The sequence below is a fragment of the Thauera sp. 28 genome (genome assembly GCF_000310145.2).
Taxonomy (GTDB): domain Bacteria; phylum Pseudomonadota; class Gammaproteobacteria; order Burkholderiales; family Rhodocyclaceae; genus Thauera; species Thauera mechernichensis.
In genome coordinates, this window is the sequence record NZ_AMXA01000011.1 from 57,498 (window position 1) to 73,907 (window position 16,410).

Below are 16,410 nucleotides of genomic sequence, written 5' to 3' on the forward strand. Positions count from 1 at the left end.
CACCAGCTCGTGCGCGGGTCTGCTGCAACTGCGCACGGAGCTGTCGTCTTCGCGATCGCGGTATTCTTGCGGAGACAAAAGACAGGAGCAATCTATGACCGAGGTCAGCGCGCAGGCCCTGAGCCCGCCTTGGGACGACGCCTCGATCACCGCGATCCGGCGCGACATGCTGCGCTTCGCACGCATGCAACTGCGCGACAGCGGCGCGGCCGAGGACATGGTGCAGGAGGCGCTGATGGCGGCGATGACCGGCGCCAAGCGCTTCGCCGGGCGGTCGGCCTTCAAGACCTGGATGTTCGCGATCCTGCGCAACAAGATCGTCGATCACATCCGCGCGTCGGCGCGCGAGATCAGCCGAAGCGACCTCGCTGCGCGCGCAGAGGTCGATGCCGGCCTGGAGGACTTCGACGCGCTGTTCGAGCAGCGCGGCCACTGGAACCCCGATGACCGGCCATCGACCTGGTCGGACCCGGAAGCCTCTTTCGAACAGGAGGCGTTCTGGACGGTTTTCGACGTCTGCATGAACAACCTGCCCGAGCACATCGCTCGCGTCTACACGATGCGTGAGCTTCTGGAACTCGAGACCACGGAGATCTGTGCGGAGCTCGGCATCACCAGCAACAACTGCTTCGTGATCCTGCACCGCGCGCGGCTGGGCCTGAGGGAGTGTCTGGAGAATCGCTGGTTCCAGGGAGAGCGTAGATGAAGATGATGACTTGCAAGGACGCGACCCGGCTCATGTCCGAACGCTACGAGCGCACGCTCGACCTGCGCGAGCGCCTGGCGCTGAAGATGCACACCGCGATGTGCAAGGGTTGCTCGAACTATGGCCGCCACCTGGACGTGCTGCGCAAGGCCACGGCCCGCTTGCGCGAGGGCAACACGGGCGGTGAGCCTTAAGTGGGCTGCCCGCGCTGGGACGCGGGCTGATACTGGCGCATGAAACGCCGGTCGATCCAGTCCTTCCATCGCCACGCCAGACGCCCGCTTGCCGCCACCTGCCCCCAGGAGACGATCGCCTCGCGTGGACCGGTGGCCAGCAGGTAGAGGCTGCGGCGTTGCGGTCGATAGGCCTCGATGGGGCGCCCTTCCAGGGCACGCCGCAGGTTCCCGCTCAACACCGGGCCCGCACGCACCGCATAGACGCCCGACTTGGCGTGCGGTGCGTCGATGCGCGAAGCGGCGTCGCCCGCGGCGAACACATTCGCATGCGATACGCTCTGCTGCCCTTGACCCACTGCGATGAAGCCATCCGGCGCGAGCGCCAGCCCCGATTGGGCGAGCCAGCCGGGTGGGCCCACGCCGCTTGCCGCGATCACCCACGCTGCGGCAAGCGGCGTTCCCGCCTCGGTCTCCAGTGCGGATGTGCCGGCACGCACCCGCTGTTCGACGAGTTCGACGCCCTGGCGTGCCAGCGCTGCGCGCGCGCGCTTGACGACCCCGGGCGCGTGCCCCGGCAACAAGCCACCCCCGCATGCAAGTGTCACCCGCTGCACTGCGGCGCCGGTCTCGCGACGCAGTCGGTACGCGACTGCCAACGCGAGTTCGACGCCCGCCGCGCCGCCACCGATTACGGCCACCCGCGCCTGCGCGTCGTCAAGCAGCGTTGCCAGCGCCCGCTCCCATCGCGTCACGAAGGACTCGAGCGGGCGTACCGGCAGCAGCCCAGGGTGGTCCGATAGGCCTTCATCCATGGCGAGGCCGGCACCGGTGTCCAGCGACAGCACGTCAAAGTCGATGCGGCCGCCTTTTGCCAGCGTGACATGGCCCCGCTCCGCATCGACTGCGCACACGGCATCCTGGACGACGCGCACACCCGCGGCAGCCGCCAGCGGCAGGACGGGGGCGACGCAGTCCTCGAGGCGGTAGTGCCCGGCGATCCAGCCCGGCACCATGCCGGAATAGATCTGGCGCGGGTAGGGCGTGACGAGGACGACCTCCACGCCCGGCCAGCGCGCCGCGCCGAGCGTGCGCAGCACGTGCAGGTGGGCGTGCCCGGCGCCGGCGAGGACGAGGCGCTTCATGCCTGCTCCGGCGTGGCGACCAGCGCGCGTAGCGCCGGCATGCCTGCGGTCAGACGCTCGAAGTCGGCCGGGCGGTCGACATCCCACAGGGGCGCGGTTTCGTGCCAGTCGAGACCGAGGGTTTGCAGGCGCAGGCGCGTCTGCGCCATGACGCGATCCGTGCTCCAGTCGATGGCCTCGAACAGGCGCGGATCTGCACGACGCAGCGCGACCAGCACATAGCCGCCATCCTCCGCGGGGACAAGCACCGCGTCGTGGCGGCCGAGGGTGTCGGCCACCTGCCGGATCAAGCCGGGCGTCAGCGCCGGGCAGTCGGTGCCGATGATCAGCGTGCCCGCCGGCGTGCGCGCTGCAGCAACTGCGGCATGCATACGGGCGCCAAGATCGCCCTGTGGCTGGGGCAGCAGGCGGACATCGCCGAAGGCCCGGCAGCGCTGGAAGTCGGGGTGGGTTTCGTCGGGCGCACACCACAGGCTGACCGGCCCGATGTCGGCGTTCACCGCGGTGGCCACCGTGCGCTGCAGCAGCCAGCCTTGCAGCGCCGCCGCGCCGGCCGCGCCGAGGTGCGGAATCAAGCGGGTCTTGCACAGGCCGGGCAGCGGCGCCTTGGCCAGGATTGCCAGTTCCATGCGCGTCGAGGCGTCGTCGTTCATCGCGGGGTGTATCCGTAGGCGCGCGCAAGCGTATCCGGCGAGGCACCGAGCCAGAAGCGCAGGCGCAGCCACCACATGGTCAGCACCGTGCGCACCAGCCCATGACGCGCCCAGCGCCGGCCGGACGTCTCCACCCGCTGGCGCAGGCAGGCCGGACGCGAGATTGCACGCAGGCGCTGCGAGAGCACGATGTCCTCCATCAGCGCGATCTCGGGAAAGCCACCCGCCGCCGCGAAGGCCGCGCGTGTGCAGAACATGGCCTGGTCTCCGGTCGCGATGCCGGTGACGCGCGAGCGCAGGTTCATCGCCCAGGCGACCACCGCAATCCCCGCGGGGCCGTCCACGATGCGAACGTCGAAGCGCCCCCACACGGCACCGCTGGCCAGCCCTTGGCTTGCAGCCGATATCGCAGCGCGCGGCAGGGTGGTGTCGGCATGAAGAAAGAGCAGCACCCCGCCACGCGCGCAGGCCGCACCGGCGTTCATCTGCCGCCCGCGTCCACGGCCCGTGCTCACGACCCGGTCCGCGAGGGGGCCGGCCCGTTCGACGGTGTCATCCCGGCTGCCACCGTCGACCACGATGAGTTCGACCCCCTGCCTGCGCAGCGCCTGCAGCGACTGCAGGCGCGCGACGATGCCGGCGGCCTCATCGAGCACCGGCATCACGATCGACACGTCGTTCTCAGCGCCATCGTGCACGGACCTTGGCGTCCGTTCCGGCGCCTGCATCGGATCACTCAACTTTCAGCCTCCATCCACGGCCCCAGGCTGCGGGGTGTCACAGTCGCCTGCATCGGCGACGAAGCGGAACTGCGCAAAGCCGGCACGCGCCACGCTCGCGGTGTTGTCCGTATCGGAAGCCAGCGCCAGGCCGCTGAGCTTCGCCGGCAGGTCGCCGAACGCGCGCCGGAAGTCCTCGGCGACATTGCGCCGCTCCAGCACCCAGCGCCCGGCATCCTCCGCGCCCGATCGCAGCACGAGCATGCGTGCGCGATCGGTGTAGGCATTGTCGCGCAGCGTGCCGATCGGGTGGCGGTTGTCCCACACGTAATTGAGCGCGGCGTCGGGTACCTGGTTGCCGTAGATCGAGCGCGCAAGGGCCAGCTTGGTGCGGGTGCCGAAGCCGAGCGCCTCGGGTGCCACGTCGAAGCTCAGATACACGCGCGCCGCGTAATCGTCACCCGCCTTGCGCGTCATGTCGGCGTTTGCCACTGGGGCATCGACCCGCCACAGCCAGCACAGGTGCGGCGTTGCCGCGAGGTCCACCTCGAGCGGGCGGCCGAGCAGCGCCATGCTGCGCTCGGCCAGCGCCTCGACGGCAGGCACGCCGTCCCACTCGCGCAGCGTGTAGCGAGTGGGCGGGATGCGCTCGTCGAGCTGCTGGATGCGCCAGGGCTCGGGCAGCGGTCCTGCGCCGTCAAAGCGTCCTACCCAGACGGTGGCGGACAGCGTGCCAGGGGCGACCAGCATGAGCAGCAGGCCTGCGGCCCATGAGACGTGACGGTGCCGATTCATTCGATGGCCTCGAGTTGGGTCTTCATGCCTCGGGTGTTCAAGAGCGGGGTGTTGATGCGCCTGTGTTCGGCGTTGCACCGCATCCGGGTGTCGACACCTATCCGCGGCGCCAGGTGTGGAAGCGCTCCACCCACTGCAGCAGGCGCTCGGGGGCGTGAGCCCGCTTCCAGGTGCCGGCCACGTACTTGTTGGCTTCGGCCAGGGTCGGATAGATGTGGATGGTGCCGAGGATGCGGTTGAGCCCGATGCCCTGCTTCATTGCCAGCACATACTCGGCGATGAGGTCGCCCGCGTGCTCGCCGACGATGGTCACGCCCAGGATGCGGTCCTTGCCGGGCACCGTCAGCACCTTGATGAAACCGTGTGCCTCGCTGTCGGCGATGGCACGATCGAGGTCGTCGATGCCGAAGGTGCTGAGTTCGAAGGCGATGCCCTGTTCGCGTGCTTCCTGCTCGTTGAGTCCGACGCGGGCAACCTCGGGCTCGATGAAGGTGGCCCAGGGTATGACGCGGTAGTCCGCCCTGAAGGTCTTGATCGGGTCGAACAGCGCGTTGACCGCGGCGTACCAGGCCTGATGCGCGGCGGTGTGGGTGAACTGGTAAGGCCCGGCCACGTCGCCCGCGGCGTAGATGCTCGGGTAGTTGGTCTGCAGCAGCGCGTTCGTCTCGATCGTGCGGCCACAGCGCACGCCGAGTTCCTCCAGCCCGTAGCCCCGCAGGTTGGCGCTGCGCCCGAGCGCGATCAGCACGGTGTCGAAGGGGATGCGCACCTCCTTGCCCGCATGCTCGGCGATCAGGATCTTCTGTTCGCCGTCCGTGATGAAGGCCTTGGCCTGGTGCTCGAGGCGCAGGTCGATGCCCTCGGCGCGAAAGCGCTGCATCACCAGTTCTGAGACGTCGGCGTCCTCGCGCGGCAGCAGGCGCGGCCCGCGTTCGACCTGGATGACCTGGGCGCCGAAGCGGACGAAGGCCTGCGCCAGTTCCGAGCCGATCGGCCCGCCGCCCAGCACCAGCAGTCGGCGTGGCAACTTGCGCAGCGACCAGACCGTGTCGGAGGTGAGGTAGTCCATATCCTCGATACCGGGCAGCTCGGGCACCGTCGGGCGGGCGCCTGTGGCGATGACGATGGCGCGTGTGGTAAGGCGTCGGCGCTCGCCGTCGGCGGTATCGATCTCGACTTCCCACGGCGACACGATGCGCGCAGCGCCCTGCACCACGTCGACCCCCAGCCCGGTGTAGCGCTCGGCCGAGTCGTGCGGCTCGACCTGGGCAATGATGCGCTGCACGCGTTCCATCACCTCGGCGAAGTCGAAGCGTGCATCGGCGGCGGCGATGCCGAACTCGGGCGCGCGCGCGACGTGCGAAAGGAACTTCGCCGAGCGGATCAGCGCCTTCGACGGCACGCAGCCGGTGTTGAGGCAGTCGCCGCCAAGCTTGTGGCGCTCGACCAGCGTGACCTTGGCCCTGACCGCCGCGGCGATGTAGGACGTGACCAGGCCCGCGCTGCCACCGCCGATCACCACCAGGTTGCGGTCGAAGCGCGTCGGCCGCGGCCAGCGCGCATTGACCCGGTTGCGGCGGATGCGCTCCACCACGCGCCGCGCAATCAGCGGGAACACGCCCAGGATGGCGAACGAGCCGATCAGGGCGGGCGACAGGATGCCGCCCAGGCTGTCGATGCGTGCGAGCTGGGTGCCGGCATTCACATACACCACGGTGCCCGCGAACATGCCGAGCTGGCTGACCCAGAAGAAGGTCCAGGTGCGCATCGCCGTCAGGCCCAGCAGCAGGTTGACCAGAAAGAAGGGAAACACCGGCACCAGGCGCAGCGTGAACAGGTAGAACGCACCTTCACGCTTGATGCCCTCGTCGATGGCCGCCAGGCGCTGGCCGAAGCGCTGCCCGACCCAGTCGCGCAGCAGGAAGCGCGCGATCACGAAGGCGGCAGTGGCGCCCAGGGTGGACGCGAAGGAGACGATCACCGTCCCCCACAGCAGCCCGAACACGGCGCCGCCGGCCAGCGTCAGCAAGGCCGCCCCGGGCACCGACAAGGCGGTGACGACCACGTAGATGACGAAATACACGGCGATGCTCAGCACCGGATTGTGGTCGCGATAGTCCGCAATGGCGGCCTGCTGCGCCTTGAGCGTGTGCAGGTTGAGGTACTGGCCAAGATCGAACAGGAAGAAGCTGCCGATCGCGGCGGCGAGGATCACGAGGACGGCGAGTTTGCGAGGATTCATCTGGATGTCTGCCAATGCGCTCAATGCTCGAGCGCGCCGCCACAACTGCTGCCCTGGCCGGCGGTACAGCCATAGCAATGCTCGCCAACCCGGATTGTGCCGTCCTCCATGTCATTGCCCAGAAGATCGGACAGATGCGTGGCCTGTGACCGGGCCCCGAGCGGCAGCCCCAGCATCTGATTGAAGTCACAGTCATGAACCTGCCCCTGCCAACTCACTGATACCAGCGCCCGACACATCACCCCGACCAGGTTTTCTGGCCGGTGGGCACCCTTGAGCAGGGCCATGTAGCCGTCGAACTGCCCGCGTGAGATCAGCTGGCTGCCGAAGCGCTGGATCGGCATGTTGGCGAGCGCGAACAACTGGTTGAACACGATGCCGTAGCGTGCCGCCAGCTCGCGCTTGTACGCCTGCTCCAGCCCGTGCTGCTCGGGCGGGAGGCTGGGGCCGAGCGGGTTGTAGACCAGGTTCAGCACGAGCCCGGAGCCGGGCTGGCCGTAGCCGAGCGCGTTGAGCGTGCGCAATCCGTCGATGCTCTGCCGGAACACCCCTTCGCCGCGCTGGGCGTCTACGTTGTCCTCGAGGTAGCACGGCAGCGAGGCGACGACATCGACGCGCTGCGCGGCGAGGAAATCGGCCAGCCATTCGTAGCCCGGCTCGCCCAGGATGGTGAGGTTGCAGCGGTCGATGACATTCAGCCCCATCGCCCGTGCTTCGGCCACGAGCCGGCGGAAGTTGGGGTTCATCTCCGGCGCGCCGCCGGTGAGGTCCAGGGTGCGCACCCGGTGACGGCGCGCCACCTCGAGCAGCAGCGCCATCGTGTCCCAGCTCATTTCTTCCGTGCGGCGCGGGCTGGCGGCCACGTGGCAGTGCAGGCAGGCCTGGTTGCAGCGGTAGCCGAGGTTGGCCTGCAGTACCTCGAGACGGCCGCGCGTGAGCGCGGGGAAGTCGGTCTTGACCAGCAGGGGGAAGGTGTCGCGCATTGGAGTGCTCCGGGTCGGTTTTTACCTTGGTCGGAGGCGCGCGCGAATCCTTACAGGAAATTTCACGAAACGACCGAAGCAAGGGCCGACGGCCGGAGCGGGCCGCGGCTCATGATCCGCTGCGGCCCTGTCCGGCTCGAAGGCCTGCCCAATTTAGCGCAACAGCAGGGTCGGGATGGTGGCGGCGCGCAGCAGGTCGGTGGTCTTGCTCCCGAACAGCAGCGCGCGCAGTGGCGAATGGGCGTAGGCGCCCATGAGCAGCATGTCGATGTCGCGCGCCCTGATCTCGCGTGCAATCACCGCTTCGGGGTCGCCCGACAGGATGTCGGCCACGACCTCGAAGCCCGCGGCGGTGAGCGTATCCTTTGCCCAGGCGACCTGCTTCGGTGCGTCTGCGCTGTCCTTGCCAGCCATCACGATGTGGATTGGCAGGCCCTTGAACAGCGGGCTGCCGGCGATCATGTCCACGCCCTTGCGCGTTACCGCGCTGCCGTCGTAGGCGAGCATCACGCGTTCGGGCTCCTTGAAGCCCTCGGTGACGGTGAGGATGGGCTTGTGGATGGCGCGCACCACACGCTCGACATTACGGCCGAGCGTGTTCGATCCTTCCGGCCGCGTTTTTGCGGCCGAGGCACCGCGCCGACCGAAGACGAAGAGGCGTACGTTGTCCTCCTGTTCGGCCAGGGTGTCGTCGAGCGCGCCGTGGCGCTGGCGCATGTCGGCCGAGGGGGCGCCTGCAGCCAGTGCGCGTTCGCGCAGATGGTTGAGGAAGATGCGCCCCTGCTCGCGCTTGCTGCGGGCGAGGGCGGCGTCCTTGTCGCTGAGGCTGTGCAGCAGATGTTCCTGCGCGTTGAAGCCGATGGCACCGCTGTGGTCGTCGCCCGAGCCTTGCTCGAGGTGGCGGTCGATCACGTGCAGGAGCTCGAGCGGTGCGTCCATGCGGCGCGCGGCCCAGGCTGCGTAGTCGGCGACGGTGTCTGCAAAGTGCGACTGGTCCACGCAGGCCAGCACTTTCCTGTCTTGCTTGTTCATGCTGTTCTCCTCAGTGGCCGGTAAGCAGGTCGGCGCCGTCGCTCTTGTCGTGCGCGCCGAACTTGTCGACCAGCGTCGCGCTCGCTTCGTTGAGGCCGACGATCTCGACATCCGTGCCTTCGCGGCGGAACTTCACGACCACCTTATCCAGTGCGCTGACCGCAGTGATGTCCCAGAAGTGGGCGCGCGAGACGTCGATCACCACCTTGTCGATCACTTCGCGGAAGTCGAAGCTGGCGATGAAGGCGTCGGCCGAGGCGAAGAACACCTGCCCGGTGACGGTGTAGCGGCGCTGACGCCCTTCGTCCTCGGCAATCGAGCGCACCCTCAGGATGCGCCCCACCTTGTGCGCGAAGAAAAAGCCCGAGGCCAGTACGCCGACCAGCACGCCCTGGGCCAGATCGTGGGTGGCGACAGTGACCGCCACCGTGGCCATCATCACGATGCTGGAGCTGGGCGGGTGTTCGCGCAGCTTGCGGATCGAGTTCCAGTCGAAGGTGCCGATCGACACCATGATCATCACCGCCACCAGCGCCGCCATCGGAATCTGCGCCACCCAGTCGCCCACCAGCATCAGCAATGCGAGCAGGAACAGGCCTGCCGACAGCGTCGACAGCCGGCCGCGGCCGCCGGACTTCACGTTGATCACCGACTGGCCGATCATCGCGCAGCCGGCCATGCCACCGATGAAGCCGCTGGCGATGTTGGCCACGCCTTGGCCGACGCATTCGCGGTTCTTGTTGCTGGTGGTGTCGGTGAGATCGTCGACGATGGTCGCGGTCATCAGCGACTCGAGCAAGCCCACCACCATCAGCGTCAGCGAGTAGGGGAAGATGATCGCCAGCGTCTCCAGGTTGAGCGGCACGTCCGGGAGCAGGAACATCGGCAGGCTGTCGGGCAGCTCGCCCATGTCGCCCACGGTGCGGATGTCGAGGTCGAGCACGATGGCCACCGCGGTCAGCGCCACGATAGTGACCAGCGGCGAGGGGATTGCCTTGGTGACATACGGGAACAGGTAGATGATGCCCAGGCCGGCGGCCGTCATCGCGTACACGTGCCAGGTGACGTTGATCAGCTCGGGCAACTGCGCCATGAAGATGAGGATGGCGAGCGCGTTGACGAAGCCGGTCACCACCGAGCGCGACACGAAGCGCATCAGCCGGCCGAGCTGGATCCAGCCGGCGATGATCTGCAGCACGCCGGTGAGGATGGTGGCAGCGAGCAGGTACTGGAGACCGTGATCCTTCACCAGCGTCACCATCACCAGCGCCATGGCGCCGGTGGCCGCCGAGATCATTCCCGGGCGGCCGCCGGTAAAGGCGATGACGACTGCGATGCAGAAGGACGCGTAGAGGCCGACCTTGGGGTCGACACCGGCGATGATGGAAAACGCAATGGCTTCGGGGATGAGGGCGAGCGCGACGACCAGACCCGCGAGCAGATCGTTGCGGATGTTGGACGTCCAGTCCTGGTGGAGAGATTTCATTTGTCGTTATGAGTCCATCGAGTTTGCGCGCGTCCCGGACAGGGGCGCGATGAACTCACGCGAGGTGGATTCGCCTTTAAGCGCGAAGCCCTCGACGACCGGGTACGCAGCCTGGTCGTATGGATTGGGGCAGATGCGCGCCAGCCATGTAACGGGTCGTGTTGCGCAGCCCGTGCACGGATGAGTCAAGCGAACACGTTGCAGCAGCCTCGCGCGAGCGGAAAGGGGTGGAGCAACTCGCAGGCTGGGGCAGGGCTTACATGGGTCGCTTGTGGGGAGGCTTGTTGGGGGGCGCGGTTCGGCGCAAGTACTTGGATCGCGCAAGTGCGGCGGATTCTAGCAATGCTGCTGCGCTGCAGCAAGATCGGGGGCTGAATTGCGACGCCAGATCGGCAGGCTGTATCGAGGCCTGAACGAAGTCATGGCACCCGACCGGGCGTTGTCGCGGCGACGCCCTATTTGCGGCCAAATAGTCGCATCATTGCGGTGAGGCTTCTTGTGTGGGGTGTCCCATGGATGGCAACAGCTTCTGGCGCAACGAGTGGAAACCGCTGGCGCTGATCGTGGGCGTTTTCATCGCCTGCTTCTACCTGCCGGTCGAGGCCCTGCAGGGCTGGGACCGGCTGCACAATGCCTTCTGGGAAGCGCTCTATCTGGTGCGCTGGTATGCCGAAGAGCATGTGCTGCTGTGCCTCATCCCTGCCTTCTTCATCGCCGGTGCGATTGCGGTCTTCGTCAGCCAGGCGGCGGTGATGAAATACCTCGGGCCGACCGCGCACAAAGGCATGGCCTATGGCGTGGCTTCGGTGTCGGGGACGATCCTGGCCGTGTGCTCCTGCACGGTGCTGCCATTGTTCGCCGGCATCTATCGCATGGGCGCCGGACTGGGGCCGGCGATCGCCTTCCTGTATTCCGGGCCGGCGATCAATGTACTGGCGATCATTCTCACCGCCCGCATCCTGGGGCCGGAGCTCGGCATCGCGCGTGGCATCGGTGCCGTGGTGTTCAGCGTGGTCATCGGCCTGATGATGGCTTTCCTGTACCGCAAGGAGGAGCTCGAGAAGCTCAACAGCAAGATCGTGATGCCTGACGAAGGCCCGAGTCGGCCGCTGTGGCAGAACGCGCTGTTCTTCGGTGTGCTGGTCGCCATCCTGGTGTTTGCCAACTGGGCGAAGCCGGCGGTGGAAGAGGGAGCCTGGCACGCGATCTACGCGGCCAAGTGGTGGGTCACGGGGGCGCTCGGCATTGCGCTTGCGGCCATCCTCATTGGCTGGATGAAGATGTCGCACACCCGCGTGCTGCTGGTGGCCGCCGCTGGCGTGGCAGCGGCGGTCGTGTTCGGCGAACAACCACTCGTGCCCTTTGCGCTGCTCATCATCGGTCTGTCGTGGATCACCAGCACCGACAAGGGCGAGGGCGCCGGCTGGTTCGCTTCGTCCTGGGACTACGCCAAGAAGATCCTGCCGCTGCTGCTCGTCGGCGTGCTGATTGCCGGCGCACTGCTCGGCCGACCTGGCGAGGAAGGCCTGATTCCCTCGGAATGGGTGGCCTGGGCGGTGGGGGGGAATTCGCTGGCGGCGAATTTCTTTGCTGCGTTTGCCGGTGCCTTCATGTACTTCGCCACCCTGACCGAGGTGCCGATCGTGCAGGGCCTGATCGGCAATGGCATGGGCGAGGGCCCAGCGCTTGCACTGCTGCTTGCCGGCCCGGCGCTGTCGCTGCCCAACATGCTGGTGATCCGTAGCGTACTGGGCACGAAGAAGACGCTGACGTTCGTCGCCATGGTCGTGGTGATGGCGACGATCAGCGGGATGCTGTTCGGCATGTGGGTAGAGAGGGGGCTGCCGGTTTCCTCGCTACCCGGCTGATCGTCTGGTCCGCTGCGATCAGAACCAGCCCTCAACCTTGCTGCGCGCGGGTACGCCGCCGGAATGAACTACGGTGCCGTCGATTACGACTGCTGGCGTCGCCATCACGCCGTAGCTCATGATCTTCTGTAACTCCTCGACCTTTTCGAGCGCAATCTGCTCACCCATTTCGCCGGCGACCTCTTCGATGAGCTTGACCGTGTTCTTGCAGTTGGCGCAACCGGTACCGAGAACCTTGATGTCCTTCATGATGCTTCTCCTTCGCTGGTCATTGTGTCGGTGAGAAACACGGGCGCAAAGCCTCCACCCGCGGTACGGAAGTTGGTGGTCTGCCCCGTGTAGAGCCTTGCTGCGACTAGCTGAATCTCGCCTGCATAGGCATAGGCGCGAATGTCGAGCTTGAGATCGTTACCGGCGCCGTCGACCCGGACACGCCGTTCGGAGGGCAGGGCAAGGCTCTGGGCAACGTAGCCGCCGTCGAGAATGCTCTTCCACACCCGCTGGGTGAGCTTGTCTCCGCGGTACGCCGCGCGGCTGCCGAAGCCGCTGGCAGGCTTGAAGAACAGGCCGCGGCGTGCGGCCCACAAGGCGTCGGCGCGCTCGGGCATGACCTCGACCGTACGCGGGATGCCCGCCACCAGGCAGTCGATCGTATGCTGCGGAACACCGAGGGCTGCGAGGCGAGCCGCGTCGGTGAGCAGCGCGAGATTGCGTTTGTCCGCGTACAGCGCATGTGCGCGTGGGTGGGGCGTGAGCACGACTGCTCCGGCCTCATGGGCGGCGCGCAAGGCTACTGCAGCGGGCGATTGCAGGTAGAAATCGGTCAGGCGGTTGTAGACGAGGTCGACCGGCCGGCCGTTGTGTGTCAGCGCGCGGCTGTCGAAGGCGAGTTCGCCCGGATCGCAGATGACCGTGTCGATGCCTGCGCTGCGGAACAGGTGCTGAAAAAGCAGGAACTCGGGATGTAGGTATTGCTGTTCGGGTGTTTCGTCGACGATCGCGATGCACTCCGGCTTGCCGTGATGGCCCTGTAGCGCCCATTCGTTGAAGAAGGCCTCCAGCCAGCGCTGATCGAGCGCGTCGAGCCTGGCCGTGGGGCGCAGATGCGGCACGATCTGCGCGCAACAGGCCTGCTGTGCGCACGCAAGTGCTCGGTTTAGCAGGGCGCCGCCCGCGTTGGTGTTGATTTCGATGAGCTGTGGGCCAGTGTCGCAGACATGGAAGTCGAAACCCATGAACACACCCTTCGGGCCGTTATCGAAACGGGCGATTGCCGGCGCGCGCGCGAGCACCTCGGCCTCGTAGCCGGGCAGGGCGATCACGGTTTCGATCGCCGCCACGATGTCGGCCATGGCCTGCAGCGTCTCCGGGGCCATGAACACCGCGGTAGCCGAGAACATGTGCGGGCGGCTGCGCTCGATCTCGGTCGCCAGTCCGAGCAGTGCGGGTTCGGCTTCGAGTTGTTGGCGCAGGCGCAGGGGGTCGAGGCTGCGGCAGTCGCAGCTACGGTTCAGCGCCTGCGCTACCGCCAGCGCACTGCTCGTGGCGCTGGGGCGGTGTTGTTCGGGCGCTATGGCGGTTGGTATCACGAGGGTCTCACTGGGCGGACTAAAAGTGCAGGTCGGCGCGGCTGACGTTGCCGCAATGCAGTTCTTCGCGATGTGGCTAACGCTGCAAGTTTAGTCGAGCACAGGCCGGGGCAGGTGCGTGGGGGATGCGATCAGGGCGTGACCGCTGTACGAAGGGACGGGGTGTTGGTCAGTAACCTGCGTGTCACACATCGTGGCTAAGATTTCAATTATTCTAAAAGTGTTGTGTTATTGGAGATTGACATGAGGATTGGCATCAATGGCATGGGTCGCATCGGCCGTCTGGCGCTGCGCGCCGCGATGGGGGCTGCGGAACGGCAGGTGGACGACCCGCGCGCGGGCAACCGGCTGGAAGTGGTGCACCTCAACGAACTGAAGGGCGGCGCCGCGGCTACCGCACACCTGCTCGCCTTCGACAGCGTGCAGGGCAAGTGGCGTGCGGATATCGCCGCCGAAGGCGAGGGCGCGATCCGCATCGACGATCGCCGGCTGTCCTTCTCCGCGCACGCTACTGCGGCCGAGATCCCCTGGGGCGATCTGGGTGTGGATGTGGTGCTGGAGTGCACCGGCAAGTTCCTTACCCCCGAAACCCTGCAGGGCCACCTCGACCGCGGCGCCAAGCGGGTGATCGTGGCTGCACCGGTCAAGACCGGCGGCGTGCTCAACGTGGTGGTCGGCATCAACCACGAAGCCTATGACCCGGCACGCGACCGCATCGTCACCGCGGCCTCGTGCACCACCAATTGTCTGGCGCCGGTGGTGAAGGTGGTGCATGAGAACCTGGGCATCCGCCACGGGCAGATCACCACCATCCACGACCCCACCAACACCAACCTGGTGGTCGATGCGCCGCACAAGGACCTGCGCCGCGCGCGCAGCTCACTGATGAGCCTGGCGCCTACCACCACCGGCAGCGCCACCGCGATCGCGCTGATCTACCCGGAGTTGAAGGGCAAGCTCAACGGCCACGCGGTGCGCGTGCCGGTGTTGAACGCCTCGCTCACCGACTGCGTGTTCGAACTCGAGCGCGCGACCACGGCGGAAGAGGTCAACGCGCTGTTCAAGGCCGCGGCCGAAGGCGAGCTCGCCGGCATCCTCGGCTACGAGGAGCGCCCGCTGGTGAGCGTCGATTACGCCCGCGATACGCGCAGCTCGATCGTCGATGCACTCTCCACCATGGTTACCGACGGCACGCTGCTCAAGGTGTACGCCTGGTACGACAACGAGATGGGTTACGCCTGCCGCATGGTCGACCTGGCCTGCCATATGGAAACCGTGGGTATCTGAACATCATGCAACACGCTGCGCGCAACTACGCCATCGTCACCGCCGCTTACTGGGGCTTCACGCTCACCGATGGCGCGCTGCGCATGCTGGTGCTGCTGCACTTCTACCGCCTGGGCTATTCGCCGTTCACGCTCGCCTTCCTGTTCCTGCTCTACGAGGCGGCGGGCGTGCTGGCGAACCTGGTCGGGGGCTGGCTGGCGACGCGTTACGGCATCGCGCGCATGCTCAGCGTGGGGCTGGTGACGCAGATCGTCGGCTTCGTGCTGTTGTCGCTGCTCGACCCGGGGTGGACGGCGGCGATGGCGGTGGCGTGGGTGGTGGTGGCGCAGGGCATCTGCGGCGTGGCCAAGGATCTGACCAAGACCGCGAGCAAGTCGGCGATCAAGCTGACCCAGTCCGAGGCTCAGGCCGAGGCGAAGGCTCAGGGCGGGGATCAGGGCCAGCTCTTCAAGTGGGTGGCCTGGTTCACCGGCAGCAAGAACGCGATGAAGGGCTTCGGGTTCTTTCTCGGTGGTCTGCTGCTGGAAACCTTGGGCTTTCGTGGCGCGCTGTGGGCGATGGCGGGTTTGCTGGCACTGGTGCTTGCCGGCGTGCTGCTGTCCTTGCCGCCGATGATGGGCAAGAGGAAGGCCTCGAAGTCGGTGCGCGAACTGTTTGCCAAGAACCCCGGCATCAACGCGCTGGCCGCGGCGCGCGTGGTGCTGTTCGGCGCGCGCGACGTGTGGTTCGTGGTCGGTGTGCCAGTGTTCCTGTACTCGGCAGGGTGGTCCTTCACCATGGTCGGTACCTTCCTCGCCGCGTGGACCATCGGCTACGGCCTGGTGCAGGCAGCCGCGCCGCACATCGTGCGCCGCAGCGCCGACGGCCTGAGCCGTGAGGTGCCGGCGGCGCGCTTGTGGTCGGCGCTGCTGGCGCTGATCCCCGCTGGGCTGGCAGTGGCGGTGTGGCTGCAGCTGCCCAGCCTGGAATGGGTGGTGGTGTGCGGCCTGGGGCTGTTCGGCTTTGCCTTCGCGGTGAACTCCTCGGTGCATTCCTATCTTGTGCTCGCCTACGCGGGCTCGGAGAGGGCGGCTGAGGACGTAGGCTTTTACTACGCCGCCAATGCGCTCGGCCGCTTCATCGGCACGCTGCTGTCGGGGCTGCTGTACCAGTGGGGCGGGCTGCTTTACGCGCTTGCGGGTTCGGCGCTGATGCTGCTGATCTGCTGGCTGGCGACGCTGGCATTGCCGCTGGTGCGTGACGCCGCCGCCCGGGTGGAGACCTGAGCTGACGGTCTGGAGAACAAACATGGAAAAGAACACTGCACTGCCGATCTTCGAGGCGCTGTCCTCCGGCATCCGGCTGGACGTCTTTCGCCTGCTCGTGCGCGTCGGACCGGCCGGCATGGTGGCGGGCGAGCTGTCGGCCGCGCTCGACATCCCGCCCACCAACATGTCCTTCCACCTCAAGACGCTGACCCATGCGGGCCTGGTGTCGGCAGAGCAGGAGGGGCGCTTCCAGCGCTACCGCGCCAACATGGCGCTGATGCGCGAACTGGTGGCCTATCTCACCGAAGAATGCTGTGCCGGCATGCCTGAACTGTGCGGGGTCGATACCTGCGCCGACGGGCTCGATTGCTGAGTCGAATCACATCGCCCGATCCGGGCTCATAACGAAAAAGGGGCCTCCCATGTCCGACAAGATCTACTGCGTACCCTCGCGCGGCCTGACCTCGATCAATCACGACCGCCTG

The 16,410-nt window shown here is 66.9% G+C and carries 16 protein-coding genes; 6 read left to right on the forward strand and 10 right to left on the reverse strand.

Annotated features, from left to right (window positions below; translation table 11 throughout):
• The first annotated feature begins 94 nt into the window (after nucleotides 1–94).
• Both C662_RS09950 and C662_RS09955 read left to right on the forward strand, forming a co-directional pair.
• On the forward strand, nucleotides 95–706 hold the full coding sequence (locus tag C662_RS09950; RefSeq protein WP_002928195.1) for a sigma-70 family RNA polymerase sigma factor: 612 nt from the start codon (nucleotides 95–97) through the stop codon (nucleotides 704–706).
• The gene (locus C662_RS09955; RefSeq protein WP_002928203.1) at nucleotides 703–900 is read left to right on the forward strand and encodes a zf-HC2 domain-containing protein; all 198 of its coding nucleotides are present in this window, start codon (nucleotides 703–705) and stop codon (nucleotides 898–900) included. The genes C662_RS09950 and C662_RS09955 overlap by 4 nt, the downstream gene beginning before the upstream one ends.
• Here the strand turns inward: C662_RS09955 and C662_RS09960 are convergent.
• The 8 genes from C662_RS09960 to C662_RS09995 all read right to left on the reverse strand — a co-directional run bounded on the left by C662_RS09960 (nucleotide 897) and on the right by C662_RS09995 (nucleotide 9,934).
• Complete coding sequence (locus tag C662_RS09960; RefSeq protein ID WP_002928207.1) at nucleotides 897–2,024, reverse strand: FAD-dependent oxidoreductase; 1,128 nt, start codon at nucleotides 2,022–2,024, stop codon at nucleotides 897–899. The genes C662_RS09955 and C662_RS09960 overlap by 4 nt on opposite strands.
• Nucleotides 2,021–2,677: a TIGR04282 family arsenosugar biosynthesis glycosyltransferase gene (locus C662_RS09965; protein WP_002928211.1), complete on the reverse strand. Its 657-nt coding sequence runs from the start codon at nucleotides 2,675–2,677 to the stop codon at nucleotides 2,021–2,023. Before C662_RS09965 ends, C662_RS09960 begins: the two co-directional genes overlap by 4 nt.
• Nucleotides 2,674–3,375, reverse strand: a complete 702-nt coding sequence (locus tag C662_RS09970; protein WP_232433252.1) for a TIGR04283 family arsenosugar biosynthesis glycosyltransferase — start codon at nucleotides 3,373–3,375, stop codon at nucleotides 2,674–2,676. Before C662_RS09970 ends, C662_RS09965 begins: the two co-directional genes overlap by 4 nt.
• Nucleotides 3,376–3,420: 45 nt before the next feature.
• The gene (locus tag C662_RS09975) at nucleotides 3,421–4,191 is read right to left on the reverse strand and encodes a DUF3047 domain-containing protein (RefSeq protein WP_002928221.1); all 771 of its coding nucleotides are present in this window, start codon (nucleotides 4,189–4,191) and stop codon (nucleotides 3,421–3,423) included.
• Between the two features lie 97 nt (nucleotides 4,192–4,288).
• The gene (locus tag C662_RS09980) at nucleotides 4,289–6,433 is read right to left on the reverse strand and encodes an FAD-dependent oxidoreductase (protein ID WP_002928222.1); all 2,145 of its coding nucleotides are present in this window, start codon (nucleotides 6,431–6,433) and stop codon (nucleotides 4,289–4,291) included.
• Nucleotides 6,434–6,453: 20 nt separating this feature from the next.
• Entirely contained in the window at nucleotides 6,454–7,416 is a 963-nt protein-coding gene (gene arsS, locus C662_RS09985; RefSeq protein WP_002928225.1) for an arsenosugar biosynthesis radical SAM (seleno)protein ArsS, read from the reverse strand.
• A 153-nt stretch (nucleotides 7,417–7,569) separates the two neighbouring features.
• Complete coding sequence (locus tag C662_RS09990) at nucleotides 7,570–8,448, reverse strand: universal stress protein (protein WP_002928228.1); 879 nt, start codon at nucleotides 8,446–8,448, stop codon at nucleotides 7,570–7,572.
• A 10-nt stretch (nucleotides 8,449–8,458) separates the two neighbouring features.
• Nucleotides 8,459–9,934: a SulP family inorganic anion transporter gene (locus C662_RS09995; RefSeq protein ID WP_002928236.1), complete on the reverse strand. Its 1,476-nt coding sequence runs from the start codon at nucleotides 9,932–9,934 to the stop codon at nucleotides 8,459–8,461.
• 512 nt (nucleotides 9,935–10,446) lie between these two features.
• Here C662_RS09995 and C662_RS10000 point away from each other — a divergent pair.
• On the forward strand, nucleotides 10,447–11,802 hold the full coding sequence (locus tag C662_RS10000) for a permease (RefSeq protein ID WP_002928248.1): 1,356 nt from the start codon (nucleotides 10,447–10,449) through the stop codon (nucleotides 11,800–11,802).
• An 18-nt stretch (nucleotides 11,803–11,820) separates the two neighbouring features.
• Here C662_RS10000 and C662_RS10005 read toward each other — a convergent pair whose 3' ends face one another.
• Nucleotides 11,821–12,051, reverse strand: a complete 231-nt coding sequence (locus tag C662_RS10005) for a thioredoxin family protein (protein ID WP_002928250.1) — start codon at nucleotides 12,049–12,051, stop codon at nucleotides 11,821–11,823.
• A complete protein-coding gene (locus tag C662_RS10010) occupies nucleotides 12,048–13,391 on the reverse strand; it encodes a hypothetical protein (protein WP_002928251.1) in 1,344 nt (447 codons plus the stop codon). Before C662_RS10010 ends, C662_RS10005 begins: the two co-directional genes overlap by 4 nt.
• Nucleotides 13,392–13,634: 243 nt before the next feature.
• On the opposite strand from C662_RS10010, the gene C662_RS10015 reads away from it, so the two are divergent.
• From C662_RS10015 to C662_RS10025, 3 genes are read left to right on the forward strand one after another with little or no spacing between them, the layout of a single operon-like run.
• On the forward strand, nucleotides 13,635–14,678 hold the full coding sequence (locus tag C662_RS10015) for an ArsJ-associated glyceraldehyde-3-phosphate dehydrogenase (protein WP_002928253.1): 1,044 nt from the start codon (nucleotides 13,635–13,637) through the stop codon (nucleotides 14,676–14,678).
• A 5-nt stretch (nucleotides 14,679–14,683) separates the two neighbouring features.
• Nucleotides 14,684–15,943, forward strand: coding sequence for an organoarsenical effux MFS transporter ArsJ (arsJ, locus tag C662_RS10020; protein WP_002928255.1), 1,260 nt, complete (start codon nucleotides 14,684–14,686; stop codon nucleotides 15,941–15,943).
• 22 nt (nucleotides 15,944–15,965) lie between these two features.
• The gene (locus tag C662_RS10025; protein WP_002928258.1) at nucleotides 15,966–16,298 is read left to right on the forward strand and encodes an ArsR/SmtB family transcription factor; all 333 of its coding nucleotides are present in this window, start codon (nucleotides 15,966–15,968) and stop codon (nucleotides 16,296–16,298) included.
• The last annotated feature ends 112 nt before the right edge of the window (nucleotides 16,299–16,410 follow it).

Excerpts from the sequence above, each read along its gene's own strand:
- C662_RS09950 (WP_002928195.1), top strand. The coding sequence starts at position 95 with ATGACCGAGGTCAGCGCGCAGGCCCTGAGCCCGCCTTGGGACGACGCC.
- C662_RS09955 (WP_002928203.1), top strand. The coding sequence starts at position 703 with ATGAAGATGATGACTTGCAAGGACGCGACCCGGCTCATGTCCGAACGC.
- C662_RS09960 (WP_002928207.1), bottom strand. The coding sequence starts at position 2,024 with ATGAAGCGCCTCGTCCTCGCCGGCGCCGGGCACGCCCACCTGCACGTG.
- C662_RS09965 (WP_002928211.1), bottom strand. The coding sequence starts at position 2,677 with ATGAACGACGACGCCTCGACGCGCATGGAACTGGCAATCCTGGCCAAG.
- C662_RS09975 (WP_002928221.1), bottom strand. The coding sequence starts at position 4,191 with ATGAATCGGCACCGTCACGTCTCATGGGCCGCAGGCCTGCTGCTCATG.
- C662_RS09980 (WP_002928222.1), bottom strand. The coding sequence starts at position 6,433 with ATGAATCCTCGCAAACTCGCCGTCCTCGTGATCCTCGCCGCCGCGATC.
- arsS (WP_002928225.1), bottom strand. The coding sequence starts at position 7,416 with ATGCGCGACACCTTCCCCCTGCTGGTCAAGACCGACTTCCCCGCGCTC.
- C662_RS09990 (WP_002928228.1), bottom strand. The coding sequence starts at position 8,448 with ATGAACAAGCAAGACAGGAAAGTGCTGGCCTGCGTGGACCAGTCGCAC.
- C662_RS09995 (WP_002928236.1), bottom strand. The coding sequence starts at position 9,934 with ATGAAATCTCTCCACCAGGACTGGACGTCCAACATCCGCAACGATCTG.
- C662_RS10000 (WP_002928248.1), top strand. The coding sequence starts at position 10,447 with ATGGATGGCAACAGCTTCTGGCGCAACGAGTGGAAACCGCTGGCGCTG.
- C662_RS10005 (WP_002928250.1), bottom strand. The coding sequence starts at position 12,051 with ATGAAGGACATCAAGGTTCTCGGTACCGGTTGCGCCAACTGCAAGAAC.
- C662_RS10015 (WP_002928253.1), top strand. The coding sequence starts at position 13,635 with ATGAGGATTGGCATCAATGGCATGGGTCGCATCGGCCGTCTGGCGCTG.
- arsJ (WP_002928255.1), top strand. The coding sequence starts at position 14,684 with ATGCAACACGCTGCGCGCAACTACGCCATCGTCACCGCCGCTTACTGG.
- C662_RS10025 (WP_002928258.1), top strand. The coding sequence starts at position 15,966 with ATGGAAAAGAACACTGCACTGCCGATCTTCGAGGCGCTGTCCTCCGGC.